This is a genomic window from Amycolatopsis rhizosphaerae, from assembly GCF_007713715.1.
Classification (GTDB): Bacteria; Actinomycetota; Actinomycetes; order Mycobacteriales; family Pseudonocardiaceae; genus Amycolatopsis_E; species Amycolatopsis_E rhizosphaerae.
In genome coordinates, this window is sequence record NZ_VJWX01000139.1 from 1 (window position 1) to 14709 (window position 14709).

Consider the following 14709-nt stretch of genomic DNA (forward strand, 5'->3'; position numbering starts at 1 on the left):
TCCCTTCACAGTCAAATCGACTGTGAAGGGACCCTTCACGGCTTGGCCGGTGTCTACGAAGCGAGGGTGGCGGCGAGATCCGCCGGGGAGGTGACCGGGCGGTCGCAGACGTAACCGCGGCAGACGTAGGCGGCCGCGGCACCGTCCACGAGCGGGCGGTCTTCCAGGAGCGGGGCCGCGTCCGGCTCCCCGGCCAGCACCACGGCACCGCCGGGCACCAGTTCCGCCGCCACCCTCCGCAGCTCCACCCGGGACTCGGCATCCGGACCCGTCACGGCCACCTGCACCGGCCCGGAGGCCAGCGCCTCCGCCACCGACAGCCAGTTCCCGGCGAACCGCGGCATCCGCGTGGCCAGCTGCCCCACCCGGTTCAGGGCCTGCTCGGCCGCTTCGCGGTAGCGGCCTGCCCGCTCGTGCCCCACCAGCAGCGACGCGGTCAGCAGCGCGGACGCGAGCGCCGAAGAGCCCGACGGGCTGGCGTTGTCGGCCGGGTCGGACGGACGCTGCACCAGGGACTCGGCGTCGTCCGCGGTGTCGTGGTAGGCACCGGACGCCTCCGCGACCGCGAACCGGGCGAGGGCCAGATCGAGCAGCGAAACCGCCTCGCTCAGCCACCGCGCACCGCCGGTGGCCTGGTGCAGGGCGAGCAAGCCGTCGGCGAAGCAGGCGTAATCCTCGAGCACCCCCGCGGCGTCGCCCACCCGGCCATCCCGCGAACTTCGCCGCAGCCGCCCGTCGACGAGGTGCACGTCGAGCACCATGACGGCGGCGGCTTCGGCGGCCTCGACCCAGGCCGGCTCGCCCAGTGCCACGCCCGCCTCGCACAGCGCGGTGATCGCCAGACCGTTCCAGGCGGCGATCACCTTGTCATCCCGGCCGGGCTGCGGCCGCTCGTCGCGCGCGGCCAGCAGCGCCCGCCGCACGCGCTCGTACCGGTCGCCATCCGCCGGATCACTGCGCAGCTGCAGCACGGAACGTCCCCGTTCGAAGGTGCCGGTTTCGGTCACCCCGAACAGCTCCGCCGCCCAGGCGCCGTCCTCGTCCCCGAGCACCTCGCGCAGTTCTGCCGGTGTCCAGACGTAGGTCAGCCCTTCTTCGCCAAGTGTGTCGGCGTCCAGCGAGGCGGCGAACCCGCCTTCGGCCGTCCGCAACCGGTCCAGGAGGAAGCCCGCCGTCATCCCGGCCACCAGCTCCGCGCGCGCCGACCCCGTCCGCCGGGCGAGGTGCGCGTAGACCCGCAACAGCAAAGCGTTGTCGTACAACATCTTTTCGAAGTGCGGCACGACCCAGGCCGCGTCCACGGAGTATCGTGCGAACCCGCCGGCCAGCTGGTCGTACATGCCGCCGCGGGACATCGCCTCGGCGCATTCTTCGACCAGCGCCAGTGCCTCGGCGGAGCCGGTGCGCTCGTGGTGCCGCACCAGGAACTCGAGCACCATCGACGGCGGGAACTTCGGCGCGCCCCCGAAACCGCCGCGCGTCCGGTCGGCCTCGGCGCTCAGCTTGGCCACCGCGTTCGCGAGGACGGTTTCGTCGACGGCGGCTTCCGGCAGCGGGCCGGTCTGCCGGGCCAGTTGCTCGACGATCTGCCCGGCGCCCGCCCGCAGCTCGTCGGCACGCTCGGACCAGGCCTGCGCCACCGCGACGAGCAGATGCGGGAAGGAAGGCACCCCGGGCCGGGGCTGCGGCGGATAGTAGGTACCGCAGTGGAAGGGTTTGCCTTCCGGGGTGAGGAAACAGGTCATCGGCCAGCCGCCCTGACCGGTCATCGCCTGGGTCGCGATCATGTACACCGCGTCGATGTCCGGCCGCTCCTCCCGATCCACCTTGATGTTGACGAAGTTCTCGTTCATCAACCTCGCGGTTTCGGGGTCCTCGAAGGACTCGTGGGCCATGACGTGGCACCAGTGGCAGGCCGCGTACCCGACGGAGAGCAGGATCGGCACGTCACGCCGCCGCGCCTCGGCCAGCGCTTCGGGCCCCCATGGCCACCAGTCGACCGGATTCCCGGCGTGCTGCAGGAGATACGGACTGGTGGCGGTGGCGAGTCGATTGGCCATGGCCTCAGGGTGTCACGCTCGCGACACCCCGGCCCGCCAGCCCTCGCCGCGGCTATGCCTGGTCGTTCTTCCCGTTGTTCCCGGCCTCCGCCTTGGCTTCGGCCTCCGAGTCGATCTTCGCCTGGGCGGCACCCGCGGACACCTCGGCCTTGTCGGGAGGACCTTCCTTCGCGGACGCGTCCCCGTCGAAGCTCGCCGGAATCCGCTTGAGGTGCTTGGTCATGGACCGCACCAGGAACGCCACCGCGACCAGGAAGATCAGCAGCAGCAGGAAACCGACCGGAGAGGACTTGCCGAAGTCCTCTCCCTGACCGCCGTTGTCGCCGCTGCCCGGCTGCTGCGCCAGGACCATCGCGGTCGTGGCGACCGGCCCCGTCACCGGCAACACGAAACTCATGTCGTCACCTTCTCCCTCACACCCGCGAACAGATCGTCCTCCGGCAGCGTGCTGTCCACCAGGGCGCGCACCAGTTCGTACTCCTCGGTGGGCCACACCTCGCGCTGGATCTCCAGCGGGACCGCGAACCAGCGACTGTTCGGGTCGATCTGCGTCGCGTGGGCCTTGAGCGCCTCGTCCCGGACCGGGAAGTAGTCGGCGCATTCGATCTGGGTGGTGACCCGTTCCATCACGTCGGCGCGGTCCGGATCCCACTTCTCCAGCCACTCGCCGTACGGCGATTCGAGACCGGCCGTGAGCAGCGCGTCGTGGAACTTCTGCATGCGGGCGCGCGAGAAACCGTGCAGGTAGTACAGCTTCAGCGCCTGCCAGGGCTCGCCGACCTCGGGGAAACGGTCCGGCTCGGCCGACGCGTCGTACGCCGCGACCGACACCTCGTGGCAGCGGATGTGGTCGGGGTGGGGGTAGCCACCGTTCTCGTCGTAGGTGAGCACCACGTGCGGGCGGAACTCCCGGATCGCCCGCACCAGTTCGCGCACCGGCTCTTCCAGCGGCACGGTGGCGAAGCTGCCTTCGGGCAGCGGCGGCATCGGATCGCCTTCGGGCAGCCCGGAGTCCACGAAACCGAGCCAGCGGTGCTCGACACCGAGGATCTTCGCGGCACGAGCCATTTCCTCGCGCCGGATCTCACTCATGTTCTCCAGCACCTCGGGCCGGTCCATGGCCGGGTTGAGGACGCTGCCCGCCTCACCACCGGTGCAGGTCACGACCATCACTTCGGCACCCTCGGCGACATACTTCGCCATGGTCGCCGCACCCTTGCTCGATTCGTCGTCCGGGTGTGCGTGCACCGCCATCAAACGAAGGCGCGACCCGGGCTCGGCTGTCCGCTCGTCAGATCCCACCATGCCTGCAACGACCCCTTCTGCACAGCTATTCCACGCGTGACGGATACTCGGGTTGGTTCCATTGTCCCGCCGCCACGACCAGACCGTTCAGGAGGCCCGTCTTTGACCGCGCAGACGCTTCCGGAGGGCCGGTACGGCCCGGCGCGCCGCGGCCGGATGCCCCGGTGGCGGAAGTGGTTGTTCAGCACGGTGGCACTGGTGGTCAGCGGCGTGATCGCCTGGGTGGCCTACGTGAACCTCGGCCCGGCACCGATCTCGGCCGATCGCTTGGCCTTCGAAGAGAAGCCCGGCAACACGATGTCGGTCACCATCAACGCGACGCGGGACGATCCGTCCCGGCCCGGCGTGTGCATCGTGCGGGTGCGGGACAAGTCCGGCGCCGAGAGCGGCCGCAAGGAAGTGCTCATCCCGGCCGGGGAGAACCACAGCCGCCAGATCACCCTGGTGTACAGCACCGACCGGCCGGTCACCGCCGATGTCTTCGGCTGCACCTACGACGTTCCCGCGTATTTGTCAAGCAGCTAGCGGCCAACGGGGTGAAACCCTCGCTCAGCGTTCGAGACGGAACGAAAACGACGACGTCGGTCACGCTCCGCGTGCTATCCTGGACTACCGGCACGGCCCCGACGGGCCGTGTTTTTCCTTTATTTCAGCCTCACCGGCCCAGCCTGGTGAGGCCGCCGGTTTGTATACCCATGCCCGGCAGGCACGACGAGGAGATGGTGACCGTGAGCGACACCCAGGTGACCTGGCTGACTCAGGAAGCCTACGACAGGCTCAAGCACGAGCTCGACGAACTCATCGAGAATCGTCCGGTCATCGCCGCAAGGATCAACGACAGCCGGGAAGAGGGCGACCTCAAGGAGAACGGGGGCTACCACGCCGCCCGTGAAGAGCAGGGTCAGGCGGAGGCCCGCATCCGGCACCTGCAGGAACTGCTTCGCGCGGCGAAGGTCGGCGAGGCACCCGCCAACGACGGCATCGCGGAGCCCGGGAAGATCCTGACCGTCCGTTACGAGGGCGACGACGAGGACGAGCGTTTCCTGCTCGCCACCCGTGAAGAGGGCGCCGAAGGCGAACTCGACGTCTACTCCCCCGAATCACCGCTGGGCAAGGCCCTGCTGGGCGCCAGGGAGGGCGAGTCGCGCGAGTACGACCTGCCCAACGGCAGCAAGCAGAAGGTCACGTTGATCAAGGCGGTGCCCTACACCGGCTGAGCAGCCACCACGACCTCCGGCGGGGGCACGGACCACAGGTCCGGGCCCCCGCCGTTCGTCGGGGCCGGGAAAACCGACGGCATCCCGGCCCGGGGAGTACTAGCGTCGAGTCATGACGCTTCCCGTTTGCGCTACCTGCGGCATGCAGTATGCCGCGCCACGTCCGGACTGTCCGATCTGTGAAGACGATCGGCAGTGGGTTCCCGCGACCGGTCAGCAGTGGACAGATCTCGAAACGCTCCGTGCGGGCGAATACGCCGCCCGCGTCGAGGACCAGGGCCCGGGCATCATCGGGTTGGGCTGCGAGCCGAGATTCGCGATCGGCCAGCGCGCACTGCTGGTCAAGGCGGAATCCGGCAACTTCCTCTGGGACTGCGTGCCCTACCTCGACGACGAGCTGATCGGGAAGATCCGTGATCTCGGCGGGATCACCGGCATCGCGATCAGCCACCCCCACTACTACGCCACGGTCGTCGAGTGGGCCCGCACCTTCGACGTACCGGTGTACCTGCACGAGAACGACCGGCAGTGGCTGGGGCGCCCCGACGACGCCGTGCAGTGGTGGAGCGGCACGACGAAACAGGTCGGCGACTTCACGCTGATCAACCTCGGCGTGCACTTCCCCGGTGGCACCGTGCTGCACTGGCCGGGCGGTGAAGGCGGCGCGGGCGCGTTGCTCTCCGGTGACATCGTGGCGGTCGTGCCCGACCGCAAGTTCGTCGGCTTCATGTACAGCTACCCGAACCTGGTCCCGGAGCGCCCGGCGGTGGTCCGTCGCGCCGCGGAACTGCTCGCCGGCTACCCGTTCAAGGCGATCTACGGCGCCTGGTGGGACGCGGTCGTCCGCGAGGACGGCCACGAGGTCGTGCAGCGCTCCGCGAAGCGCTACCTGGAGTTCGTGTCGTAGGCGATCCGTTCGAGCAGGGGCCGGACCCGGGGTGGGATCGGTGTGGTCAGCGCGAGCGAGGTGTTCGTGCGCAGCACCCCGGGCAGGCCGACCACCCGGTCGATCACCCGCTGCAGATCTTCGTGGTCCCTGGCCACCAGCCGGACGAACAGGTCACCCTGCCCCGTGGTCGCGTGCGCCTCGCAGACCTGGTCGATCGCGGCGAGCCCCTCGGCGACCTCGGTCCGGCTGCCCTGGGCGATCTCCAGTACCGCGAAGGCGGTCAGCCCGTAGCCCATCGCTGCCATGTCCAGCTCGGGTGGGAAGCCGCCGAGGACGCCCTGCTCGGTGAGCCGGTCGAGACGGGCCTGCACGGTGCCCCGGGCGACTCCCAGCCGGCGCGCGCACTCCAGGACACCGAGGCGCGGCACGTCGGTCAGCAGCAGCAGAAGCCGGGCATCCAGCGCGTCCAGTGGGCCACCTCCTCTCCCGCGATGCCTGCCGGAAATCCTAACCGCCGGAGGAGAACGTCCGGCCCGCTAAGGACTGTTTCCTTCCGCGGGGGTCAGGGTGTACCCGGCGCGCCGGAGTTCGGCCGTCACCTGGCGGCAGTGCTCGGGACCGCGGGTCTCCAGGTTCAGCGAGACCTCGACCTCGCCGAGGGCCAGCTTGCCCGAGACGCGGGAATGCTCGATGTCCACGACGTTCGCGCCGAGTTCGCTGATCAGCGACAGCACCGAGGCCAGCACCCCCGGGCGGTCCGGCACCCGCAGCCGGAACGCGAGATAGCGCCCGCCCGCGGTCATACCGTGCTGGATGATCTGCAACAGCAGCAGCGGATCGATGTTGCCGCCCGACAGGATGCCCACGATCGGCCCCGGGAAGGCACCCGGGTACTGCAGCAGCGCGGCGACCGCGGCCGCCCCAGCCGGTTCGACGACGAGCTTGCGCCGTTCGAGGCACAGCAGCAGCGCCCGTGACAGCGACTCCTCCGAAACCGTCACCACCTCGTCGACCAGGGCCTTCACGTGGGCGTAGGTGAGCTCTCCCGGCTGCCCGACCGCGATCCCGTCGGCCATGGTGTGTGGCTCGGGGATCCGCACCGGACGGCCCGCCGCCAGCGAACGCGGGAACGCGGCGGCCCCTTCGGCCTGCACCGCGACCACGCGGGTGCCCGGGTGCGCCGCCTTGATCGCGACCGCCACTCCCGAAACCAGGCCGCCGCCTCCCGTCGGCACCAGCACGGTGCCCGCCTCCGGGACCTGCTCCAGCACTTCCAACCCAACCGTGCCCTGACCGGCGATCACGTCCGGATGGTCGAACGGGTGGATCAGCACCGCGCCGCTCTCTTCGGCGAAGGCGATGGCCTCGGCGAGCGTCTCGTCGAACACATCCCCGCGCAGGCGCACATCGGCCCCGTAGCCCCGCGTCGCGGCCAGCTTGGGCAGCGGCACGCGAGTCGGCATGAACACCGTCGACTTGATGCCGAGCAGCGAGGCGGCCAGCGCCACTCCCTGGGCATGGTTGCCCGCGCTCGCCGCCACCACGCCACGCCCGCGTTCGGCCTCGCTCAGCCCGTGCAACCGGTGGTAGGCGCCGCGGATCTTGAACGAGCCGGTGCGCTGCAGGTTTTCACACTTGAGATGGACCGTGCCGCGATGAGCCTTCTCGAGGTCGCGCGCGTGTTCCATCGGAGTGACCCGGACGACACCCGTAAGGAGTTCACGCGCCCGGGTGATCCGGTCCACCGTCACCAATCGCATATGCGGGATCATGCCACCCCCGTCCGGCCGCCTTGGGTACCCTGGAGCCGGTCATGACCGGGAATCGGGGAGTAACCATGCGAAGGCGGAACGTTCCGGGCGGCGGCTCCGGCCGGCGTGCCTCGCGTTCGGCCGGGGTGCTGCCACTGGTCGCGGCGATCACCTCGGCACTCGCGCTGACCGGTGCGGCGTTCTACACCGTCGACAGGGCGGGCTGCGCCGATCCGGCCCAGTACATCCGCCACGACAACCACATCGAACTGGTGGGCGGCTGTGTGAGCGGCTCCGATCTCGACCAGCTCCGCACCACACAGCCCCATTCGTCGGGCCAGAACGCCGAGTACAACAACTACCGGCCCTGAATCCCCGGCGCTATCCCAGCGCCCGGCGGAGATCCTCGATGAGGTCGCGCGCGTCCTCGATCCCCACCGACAGCCGCACCAGGTCGGCGGGCACCTCCAGCATCGAGCCCTCGGCACTCGCGTGCGTCATCCGGCCCGGGTGCTCGATCAGCGACTCGATCCCGCCCAGCGATTCGGCCAGGATGAACAACTCGGTTCCCGCGGCCACGTCGAGCGCCGCCTGCTCACCGTCGGCGTGCCGGAAGGACACCATCCCACCGAACCTGCGCATCTGCTTCGCGGCGGTCTCGTGCCCCGGGTGGCTCTCCAGCCCCGGGTAGTAGACCTGCGCCACCTTCGGGTGCGCGGCGAGCGCCTCGGCGACCAGTTCGGCATTGTCGCAGTGCCGCTCCATCCGCACCGCCAGCGTCTTGATCCCGCGAAGGGTCAGCCAGGCGTCGAACGCACCCGGCACCGCACCGGCCGCGTTGCGCAGGAAGAACAGCTGCTCGCGCACCTCGTCTTCGTTGGTGAGCACGGCGCCGCCGACCACATCGGAGTGGCCGCCGAGGTACTTGGTGGTGGAGTGCACGACGATGTCCGCGCCGAGCGCGAGCGGAGTCTGCAGGTACGGGGTGGCGAAGGTGTTGTCCACCACCAGGCGGGCCCCGTTGTCGTGGGCCACTCCGGCGAGCGCCGAGAGGTCGGCGATCCCGAGCAGCGGGTTGCTCGGCGACTCGCACCAGATCAGCTTGGTCTCCGGCCGCACCGCGGCCCGGACCGCGTCCACGTCGGCGAGGTCGGCGACGGTGTAGGTGACCCCCCAGGCGGTGAGCACCTTGTCGATCAGGCGGAAGGTGCCCCCGTAGGCGTCGTTGCCGAGCACGAGGTGGTCGCCGGGGCGCACCGTGCTGCGGAGCACCGCGTCGGAGGCGGCCATGCCGGACGCGAACGCGAGGCCGTGCCGGGCACCTTCGAGCGAGGCGAGCTGCTGTTCGAGCGCGGTGCGGGTCGGGTTCGCCGTCCGGGAGTACTCGTAGTCACCTTCCCGGGTGCCGCCGACCCCGTCCTGGGCGTAGGTCGAGGTCTGGTAGATCGGCACGATCACCGCACCGGTCCGCGGATCGGGCTGCTGACCTGCATGGATGGCGCGGGTCTCGAAACCCAACCCGGAGGTGTCGTCAGTCATGTGCTCAGGTTACGACCAGCCACCCCTCACCCAGCGCGCGGTCGCCGGCACGCTCGCCAGCACCAGCGTCGCGCCCGCGGGCAGGCACAGCACGGCGGTGTACCCCACCGGGATCGTGCCGTCCGCCAGGCCGAGGAAGTAGATCCCGAACGCCCCGAGAACAAGCACCGCCAGGTAGAGCAGGATCGCCAGGATCGCGCCGGTGACGGTGAACCCACGGCCGAAGGGCTTGGCCAGGAGCAGCCCGACCCCGCCGGTGATCAGTGTCCCGGCCACGATCAGGTGCAGCAGGAAGGTGAGCAGCGCGTGCGCCAGGTTGCCGTACCCGGCGAGCAGCACCGCCCCGCCGGCGACACCCACGAGGTGGAAGAGCCCGCCGAGCAGGGCGAGCACGGCGGCCGGGATGCCGGTAGCACCCCCGCGGGAGGGCTGTTCGGTCATGGCGTGTGACTACCAGCTCTGTCGCGGATATCCGGCGGACGGGTACGGCGACTGCACCGCCTCGTACCGGAGGTAGCGGAAGGTCGGCGGCAGCGCGGCCAGCACGAACACCAGCGGACCTCCGGCGATCCCGGCCACTCTGACGAACGCGTCGTCCATCTGGAACCGGAAGACGTACCGGAAGAACTCGGCGAGCTGGTCGGGGGCCAGCAGCATCGCCTCGGTGAGCACCGCGGCGATGGAGACCAGCGCCCCGAGCATCAGCAGTACCGCGCCCGCGAGGACCCGGAAGAACGTGAGCAATGTCCCGATCAGCAGCAACAGCGCGGCGCCGAGGTACAACCCGAGCACGATGTTCGCCTTCTCGGGCAGGTCGGCGATGCCATAGGCGATGAACTCCTTGACCGGCAGATAGCCGAGCGTGCCGCACAGGACGAGGCCGAGGAGCCCGGCGAGGATCGCGCTCACCCCGCTGGGACGCCGTTGCGGAACCGGCGCGCTGTCGGGCGGCATCGGGTAGCCGTACGGGTTCGTCACACTGCCCCCAAGGCGAGCTGCGCGGTAAGTGGGCCCGGTAAGTGGGCCCACTGTAGCGGCGTGACGTCACCGTCAGGGCGGATTCGGCCCGAAAAAAGCGATACCCCCGGCGAGCGCCGGGGGTATCGCTTTGCTTTTCAGCCGGTCACCACTGCTGCGGCGGCTGGCCGTACGGGCCGGGCTGACCCGGCTGCCCGAACCCGCCGGGCTGACCGTAGGGGCCTGGCTGACCCGGCTGACCGGGCTGCGGGAACCCACCGCTGGGCGGGTTCTGCCCCCCGGGCTGGCCGAAACCACCCGGCTGCCCGAAGCCGCCCGGCTGCCCGAATCCGCCGCTGGGCGGGCCGAACTGACCCGGCTGGCCGAAGCCGCCCGGCTGACCGCCGAACCCGCCGGGAGCACCCGGGCCACCGAAACCACCCGGGGCCGCCGGGCCACCGGGACCACCGAGGCCGACGAACTGCGCGGTTCCCGGGATGAGCCCGATCACGCCCACCGCCGCGATGACGATGCCGAAGATCAGCTCCCAGATGATCCGGCCCCCGGTACCGCCCTTGGCCAGGATGATGATCGAGAAGATCAGCAGGAGCGCGGCACCGGCCACGATCAGCCAGGTGGAGATCTTGTTCTTCAGGAAGAGCAGCACCGCCCCCGCCACCGAGACCAGCCCGCCCAGCGTGAGGCCGATCACGTAGATCCAGAGCTCGGTGAGGCCCGAACTGTCTCCACTGCTCGACGGAGTAGCGGCATAGGCGTCACACATGGAGGCGTCCTGGCCGATCTGCTGCATCTGGGCCTTGCACTGGGCCAGAGCTTGCTGGGCGATCTGAGCGGCGTTGTCCGGCCCCGAGCTGGCGCTGCTCAGATCCGACATCAGCGTGAAGCCGATGATCGCGCCGATCAGCCCGAGCAGGGCGACCAGGCCGGCGGCGATCCAGCCGAAGATCTGGTTGTTGCCACCCGCACCGCCGCCCGCCGGTGCGCCGTACTGCGGCGCGCCGAAACCCTGCGGAGGCGGGCCGCCGAAGCCACCCGGCTGGCCCGGCGGGGGGAAGCCCTGCGGCGGCTGCCCGTACGGGCCGGGCGCGGCCTGGGGCTGGCCGAAGCCGCCCGGCTGGCCGTACGCGGCCTGCGGCTGTCCCATTGCCCCCATTGCCGCCGCGGGGTTATCCGCCGCGCTCGGCGGCGGCGCGTACGGGATCGCGGGCGGCTGGGCCCCGGGCGGAACGAGTTGTGTGGACTCGGCCGCACCCTCCGCGCCGGAAGCCGCGTTCGGGTCACCGGGCTGCACGACCTGCGTCGGCTCCGGTGCGTCGCCGAACGCAGCGGGCTGCGGCTGGCCAGGCTGGACCACCTGGGTCGGTTCCGCGGAACCGAATGGACTGTCGGACGGCGGCTGGGAACCACCCGGGCCCTGAGGCGGCTGGCCGCCGCCCCAGGGCTGGTTCGGCGGTTGCGGAGCGCTCATGCGGGTCTCGAACCCCCCTTGAGAGAACTGATCAGGTCGAAGTACGCGCTACTGGCGGCACACGCTATCGGATCACGGGACGTGCTGCGCGTAAAGGCCTGGGCAAACCCGATGTGCTCAGCTGTTGCGACCAGCCAGGAAACCGAGGAGATCGTGTCGGGTGACCACGCCCGCCGGCTTGCCGTCGAGCAGTACGAGCGCCCCGTCCGCCCCGGAAAGCGCCTTCATCGCCGAACTTACCTGCTCGGTCGCACCGATGGTCGGCAGTGGTGCGGACATGTGCCGGTCGAGCCGGTCGGCGAGGTTCGCCTTGCCCGTGAACAGGGCCTCCAGCAGGTCCCGCTCGTTGACCGCGCCCACCACCTCGGCCGCCATCACCGGCGGTTCGGCGCTCACCACGGGCATCTGGCTGACGTTGAACTCGGACAGGATCGCGATCGCCTCGGCCACCGTCTCGTTGGGGTGGGTGTGCACCAGGGCAGGCAGGGCGCCGGTCTTGGCCTTGAGCACGTCGCCCACGGTCGCTTCGGAGGTCTCCGGGCCGAGGAAGCCGAACGAGGCCATCCACTGGTCGTTGAACACCTTGCCCAGGTAGCCGCGGCCGCCGTCGGGCAGCAGCACCACGATCACGTCCTCGGGCCCGCACCGCTTCGCCAGGCGCAGGGCCGCCGCGACCGCCATCCCGCAGGATCCGCCCACCAGCAGCGCTTCCTCCAGTGCCAGGCGGCGGGTGATGTTGAAGGACTCGGCGTCGGAGATCGCGATGATCTCGTCGGCGATGGTGCGGTCGTAGGTCTCCGGCCAGAAGTCCTCGCCGACGCCTTCGACCAGGTAGGGCCGTCCCGTGCCCCCGGAGTACACCGAGCCCTCGGGGTCCGCGCCGATCACCTTGACCCGGCCGTCGGAGACCTCCTTGAGGTAGCGGCCGGTACCGGAGATGGTGCCGCCGGTGCCCACCCCGGCGACGAAGTGCGTGATCCGGCCCTCGGTCTGCCGCCAGATCTCCGGGCCGGTGGAGTGGTAGTGGCTGAGCACGTTTTCGGGGTTGGCGTACTGGTTCGGCTTCCACGCCCCGTCGATCTCCCGCACCAGCCGGTCGGAGACGTTGTAGTAGGAGTCGGGATGCTCCGGCGGCACCGCCGTCGGGCACACCACGACGCGGGCGCCGTAGGCCTTGAGCACGTTGCGCTTGTCCTCGCTGACCTTGTCCGGGCAGACGAACACGCACTTGTAGCCCTTGCGCTGCGCGACCATGGCCAGGCCGACACCGGTGTTGCCGGAGGTCGGCTCGACGATCGTGCCGCCGGGACGCAGTTCGCCGGAGGCCTCGGCGGCCTCGACCATGCGCAGGGCGATCCGGTCCTTCACGCTGCCGCCGGGGTTGAGGTATTCGACCTTGGCCAGCACGAGCGGCTCGAGCCCCTCGGTGAGCGAGTTCAGCTTGACCAACGGGGTGTTGCCCACCAGGTCCACAACATGCTCGTAGTAATCCACGAGTTCAGCGTAACGGCAGTTCGCGGGCCGCCCGCCGGAACGCGGGACACCCGGTCAAGGTGGTCCCCGTCGCGTTGAGGTTTGCCGTACGCCCGCGAGGGGGCAGGATAGGGCCTAAGCAACCGCTTAGCCCGACCCGAAGGAGTGTCCTGCCATGCCTGAAGCCGTCATCGTCTCGACCGCGCGTTCGCCGATCGGTCGCGCCGGCAAGGGATCACTGGTCAGCATGCGGCCGGACGATCTCGCCGTCCAGATGGTCCGTGCCGCGCTGGACAAGGTCCCGCAGCTCGACCCGAAGGAGATCGACGACCTGATGCTGGGCTGCGGCCTGCCCGGCGGCGAGTCGGGCTTCAACATGGGCCGCGCCGTCGCCGTCGAACTCGGCTACGACCACCTGCCCGGCTGCACCATCACCCGGTACTGCTCGTCGAGCCTGCAGACCACGCGGATGGCCCTGCACGCGATCAAGGCCGGCGAAGGCGACGTGTTCATCTCGGCCGGTGTGGAGGCCGTCTCGCGCTTCGCCAAGGGCAGCTCCGACTCCTGGCCCGACACCCACAACCCGCTGTTCGCCGACGCCGAGGCCCGCACCGCGAAGGTGGCCGAGGAGGGCAGCGACACCTGGACCGACCCGCGCGAGAACGGCCAGGTCCCGGACGTCTACATCGCGATGGGCCAGACCGCGGAGAACCTCGCGCGGCTGAAGAACGTCTCCCGGCAGGAGATGGACGAGTTCGGCGTCCGCTCGCAGAACCTGGCGGAGAAGGCCATCGCCGACGGGTTCTGGGCCAAGGACATCACCCCGGTCACGCTGCCGGACGGCACCGTCGTGTCGAAGGACGACGGCCCGCGCGCGGGCGTGACCCTGGAGGGCGTGTCCGGTCTGAAGCCGGTGTTCCGCCCCGACGGCCGCGTCACCGCCGCCAACTGCTGCCCGCTTAACGACGGCGCGGCGGCGCTGGTCATCATGTCCGACACCAAGGCCAAGCAGCTCGGCCTCACGCCGCTGGCGCGCGTGGTGTCGACCGGCGTCTCCGGCCTTTCGCCGGAGATCATGGGGCTGGGCCCGGTGGAGGCTTCGCAGCAGGCGCTGCGGCGCGCCGGCCTGTCGATCTCCGACATCGACCTGGTGGAGATCAACGAGGCGTTCGCGGCGCAGGTCATCCCGTCCTACCGGGACCTGGGGATCGACATCGACCGGCTCAACGTCAACGGCGGGGCGATCGCGGTCGGCCACCCGTTCGGCATGACCGGTGCCCGCATCACCACCACGCTGATCAACTCCCTGCAGCACCACGACAAGCAGTGGGGCTTGGAGACGATGTGCGTGGGCGGCGGCCAGGGCATGGCCATGGTCATCGAGCGCCTCAGCTGACCCGGCCACCGGTGGGGCACCGCTTCGGTGCCCCACCGGTGCGTGTCAGGCCGCGGACTTCTTGGCGAGACACATCGTCGTCGGAGGCTGCGGGTAGGTCAGCGCGCCGTCGTACTTGGTCCCGGAACAGGCCGATTCGTCCGCCTTTCCGTCGACCACCTTGACGATCTCCGCCTCGGCCGAGGGGTCCGTGCAGGCCACCCTGCGGTAGCCCTCGGTCGTGTTGCTGGACAGGTTGGTGAAGCAGTCACCGTCGTGGGCGTTGAGCATCAGGCACAGCTTGTACTTGTTGCCGCGCTGCCGGTAGCTGTACTCGTCGTAGTTCTCACCCGGGCACTTGCCGGTGTCGCTGTCCAGCCGCACCCCGATCCTGACGTTGGCCGAGGGATCGGTGCAGTCCACCTTCGTCGGGTCGGCGCCGCTCTTGAACTCCTTGACGTTCAGGCAGTCGCCCGCGGACGCGCTGCTCGGCGACTTGGTGTAGCTGATGATCGCCCACGTGCCGACGGCCGCGAGCACCACCACGACGAGAACCAGCCTCAGCCAGAGACGCTTCGGCTTGCCTCCCACGGGGGTGCCGGGCGGCGGGCCGTAGGCCGCGCCGGGGGGCGGCGGGTACGCCCCGGGAGGCAC

16 protein-coding genes are annotated in these 14709 nt (G+C 70.1%); 5 read left to right on the forward strand and 11 right to left on the reverse strand.

What is annotated here, in order from left to right:
- Positions 1-53: 53 nt before the first annotated feature.
- The 3 genes from FNH05_RS15840 to mca are packed head-to-tail and all read right to left on the reverse strand — an operon-like array spanning position 54 to position 3365.
- On the reverse strand, positions 54-2060 hold the full coding sequence (locus FNH05_RS15840) for a thioredoxin domain-containing protein (RefSeq protein WP_144588907.1): 2007 nt from the start codon (positions 2058-2060) through the stop codon (positions 54-56).
- A gap of 52 nt (positions 2061-2112) precedes the next feature.
- A complete protein-coding gene (locus FNH05_RS15845) occupies positions 2113-2457 on the reverse strand; it encodes a hypothetical protein (protein WP_144588909.1) in 345 nt (114 codons plus the stop codon).
- On the reverse strand, positions 2454-3365 hold the full coding sequence (mca, locus tag FNH05_RS15850) for a mycothiol conjugate amidase Mca (RefSeq protein WP_144588910.1): 912 nt from the start codon (positions 3363-3365) through the stop codon (positions 2454-2456). The genes FNH05_RS15845 and mca overlap by 4 nt, the downstream gene beginning before the upstream one ends.
- Before the next feature lie 156 nt (positions 3366-3521).
- On the opposite strand from mca, the gene FNH05_RS15855 reads away from it, so the two are divergent.
- From FNH05_RS15855 to FNH05_RS15865, 3 genes are all read left to right on the forward strand, one after another.
- Positions 3522-3890 carry a DUF4307 domain-containing protein gene (locus tag FNH05_RS15855; protein ID WP_144588930.1) on the forward strand — a complete coding sequence of 123 codons (369 nt, stop codon included), beginning with the start codon at positions 3522-3524 and terminating at the stop codon, positions 3888-3890.
- Between the two features lie 194 nt (positions 3891-4084).
- Positions 4085-4582 carry a transcription elongation factor GreA gene (gene greA / locus FNH05_RS15860; protein ID WP_144588932.1) on the forward strand — a complete coding sequence of 166 codons (498 nt, stop codon included), beginning with the start codon at positions 4085-4087 and terminating at the stop codon, positions 4580-4582.
- Between the two features lie 112 nt (positions 4583-4694).
- Positions 4695-5489: an MBL fold metallo-hydrolase gene (locus FNH05_RS15865; RefSeq protein WP_144588912.1), complete on the forward strand. Its 795-nt coding sequence runs from the start codon at positions 4695-4697 to the stop codon at positions 5487-5489.
- On the opposite strand, the gene FNH05_RS15870 is transcribed toward FNH05_RS15865, so the two are convergent.
- Entirely contained in the window at positions 5468-5941 is a 474-nt protein-coding gene (locus tag FNH05_RS15870; protein WP_144588914.1) for an Lrp/AsnC family transcriptional regulator, read from the reverse strand. The genes FNH05_RS15865 and FNH05_RS15870 overlap by 22 nt on opposite strands.
- Positions 5942-6007: 66 nt before the next feature.
- Entirely contained in the window at positions 6008-7231 is a 1224-nt protein-coding gene (gene ilvA / locus FNH05_RS15875; RefSeq protein ID WP_144588916.1) for a threonine ammonia-lyase, read from the reverse strand.
- A gap of 77 nt (positions 7232-7308) precedes the next feature.
- Here ilvA and FNH05_RS15880 point away from each other — a divergent pair, with 77 nt between their 5' ends.
- On the forward strand, positions 7309-7593 hold the full coding sequence (locus tag FNH05_RS15880; protein WP_144588918.1) for a hypothetical protein: 285 nt from the start codon (positions 7309-7311) through the stop codon (positions 7591-7593).
- Positions 7594-7603: 10 nt separating this feature from the next.
- Here the strand turns inward: FNH05_RS15880 and FNH05_RS15885 are convergent, their stop codons facing one another.
- From FNH05_RS15885 to FNH05_RS15905, 5 genes are all read right to left on the reverse strand, one after another.
- Positions 7604-8761, reverse strand: coding sequence for a cystathionine gamma-synthase (locus FNH05_RS15885; RefSeq protein WP_144588920.1), 1158 nt, complete (start codon positions 8759-8761; stop codon positions 7604-7606).
- A gap of 9 nt (positions 8762-8770) precedes the next feature.
- On the reverse strand, positions 8771-9202 hold the full coding sequence (locus FNH05_RS15890) for a hypothetical protein (protein WP_144588922.1): 432 nt from the start codon (positions 9200-9202) through the stop codon (positions 8771-8773).
- A 9-nt stretch (positions 9203-9211) separates the two neighbouring features.
- A complete protein-coding gene (locus FNH05_RS15895) occupies positions 9212-9739 on the reverse strand; it encodes a hypothetical protein (RefSeq protein WP_246127766.1) in 528 nt (175 codons plus the stop codon).
- 145 nt (positions 9740-9884) lie between these two features.
- A complete protein-coding gene (locus tag FNH05_RS15900; RefSeq protein WP_144588924.1) occupies positions 9885-11207 on the reverse strand; it encodes a DUF4064 domain-containing protein in 1323 nt (440 codons plus the stop codon).
- 117 nt (positions 11208-11324) lie between these two features.
- Positions 11325-12701 (reverse strand): cystathionine beta-synthase, encoded by a 1377-nt coding sequence (locus tag FNH05_RS15905; protein ID WP_144588926.1) that lies wholly within the window; start codon positions 12699-12701, stop codon positions 11325-11327.
- A 154-nt stretch (positions 12702-12855) separates the two neighbouring features.
- On the opposite strand from FNH05_RS15905, the gene FNH05_RS15910 reads away from it, so the two are divergent.
- Positions 12856-14076, forward strand: coding sequence for an acetyl-CoA C-acetyltransferase (locus FNH05_RS15910; RefSeq protein ID WP_144588928.1), 1221 nt, complete (start codon positions 12856-12858; stop codon positions 14074-14076).
- Between the two features lie 45 nt (positions 14077-14121).
- Here FNH05_RS15910 and FNH05_RS38080 read toward each other — a convergent pair.
- A partial coding sequence (locus FNH05_RS38080; protein WP_186382572.1) for an LppU/SCO3897 family protein occupies positions 14122-14709 on the reverse strand: 588 nt, incomplete at its 5' end.

What these genes read in the sequence shown, in the direction of transcription:
- FNH05_RS15840 (WP_144588907.1), bottom strand. Translation starts at nt 2,060, where the DNA reads ATGGCCAATCGACTCGCCACCGCCACCAGTCCGTATCTCCTGCAGCAC.
- FNH05_RS15845 (WP_144588909.1), bottom strand. Translation starts at nt 2,457, where the DNA reads ATGAGTTTCGTGTTGCCGGTGACGGGGCCGGTCGCCACGACCGCGATG.
- mca (WP_144588910.1), bottom strand. Translation starts at nt 3,365, where the DNA reads ATGGTGGGATCTGACGAGCGGACAGCCGAGCCCGGGTCGCGCCTTCGT.
- FNH05_RS15855 (WP_144588930.1), top strand. Translation starts at nt 3,522, where the DNA reads ATGCCCCGGTGGCGGAAGTGGTTGTTCAGCACGGTGGCACTGGTGGTC.
- greA (WP_144588932.1), top strand. Translation starts at nt 4,085, where the DNA reads ATGGTGACCGTGAGCGACACCCAGGTGACCTGGCTGACTCAGGAAGCC.
- FNH05_RS15865 (WP_144588912.1), top strand. Translation starts at nt 4,695, where the DNA reads ATGACGCTTCCCGTTTGCGCTACCTGCGGCATGCAGTATGCCGCGCCA.
- ilvA (WP_144588916.1), bottom strand. Translation starts at nt 7,231, where the DNA reads ATGCGATTGGTGACGGTGGACCGGATCACCCGGGCGCGTGAACTCCTT.
- FNH05_RS15880 (WP_144588918.1), top strand. Translation starts at nt 7,309, where the DNA reads ATGCGAAGGCGGAACGTTCCGGGCGGCGGCTCCGGCCGGCGTGCCTCG.
- FNH05_RS15885 (WP_144588920.1), bottom strand. Translation starts at nt 8,761, where the DNA reads ATGACTGACGACACCTCCGGGTTGGGTTTCGAGACCCGCGCCATCCAT.
- FNH05_RS15890 (WP_144588922.1), bottom strand. Translation starts at nt 9,202, where the DNA reads ATGACCGAACAGCCCTCCCGCGGGGGTGCTACCGGCATCCCGGCCGCC.
- FNH05_RS15900 (WP_144588924.1), bottom strand. Translation starts at nt 11,207, where the DNA reads ATGAGCGCTCCGCAACCGCCGAACCAGCCCTGGGGCGGCGGCCAGCCG.
- FNH05_RS15910 (WP_144588928.1), top strand. Translation starts at nt 12,856, where the DNA reads ATGCCTGAAGCCGTCATCGTCTCGACCGCGCGTTCGCCGATCGGTCGC.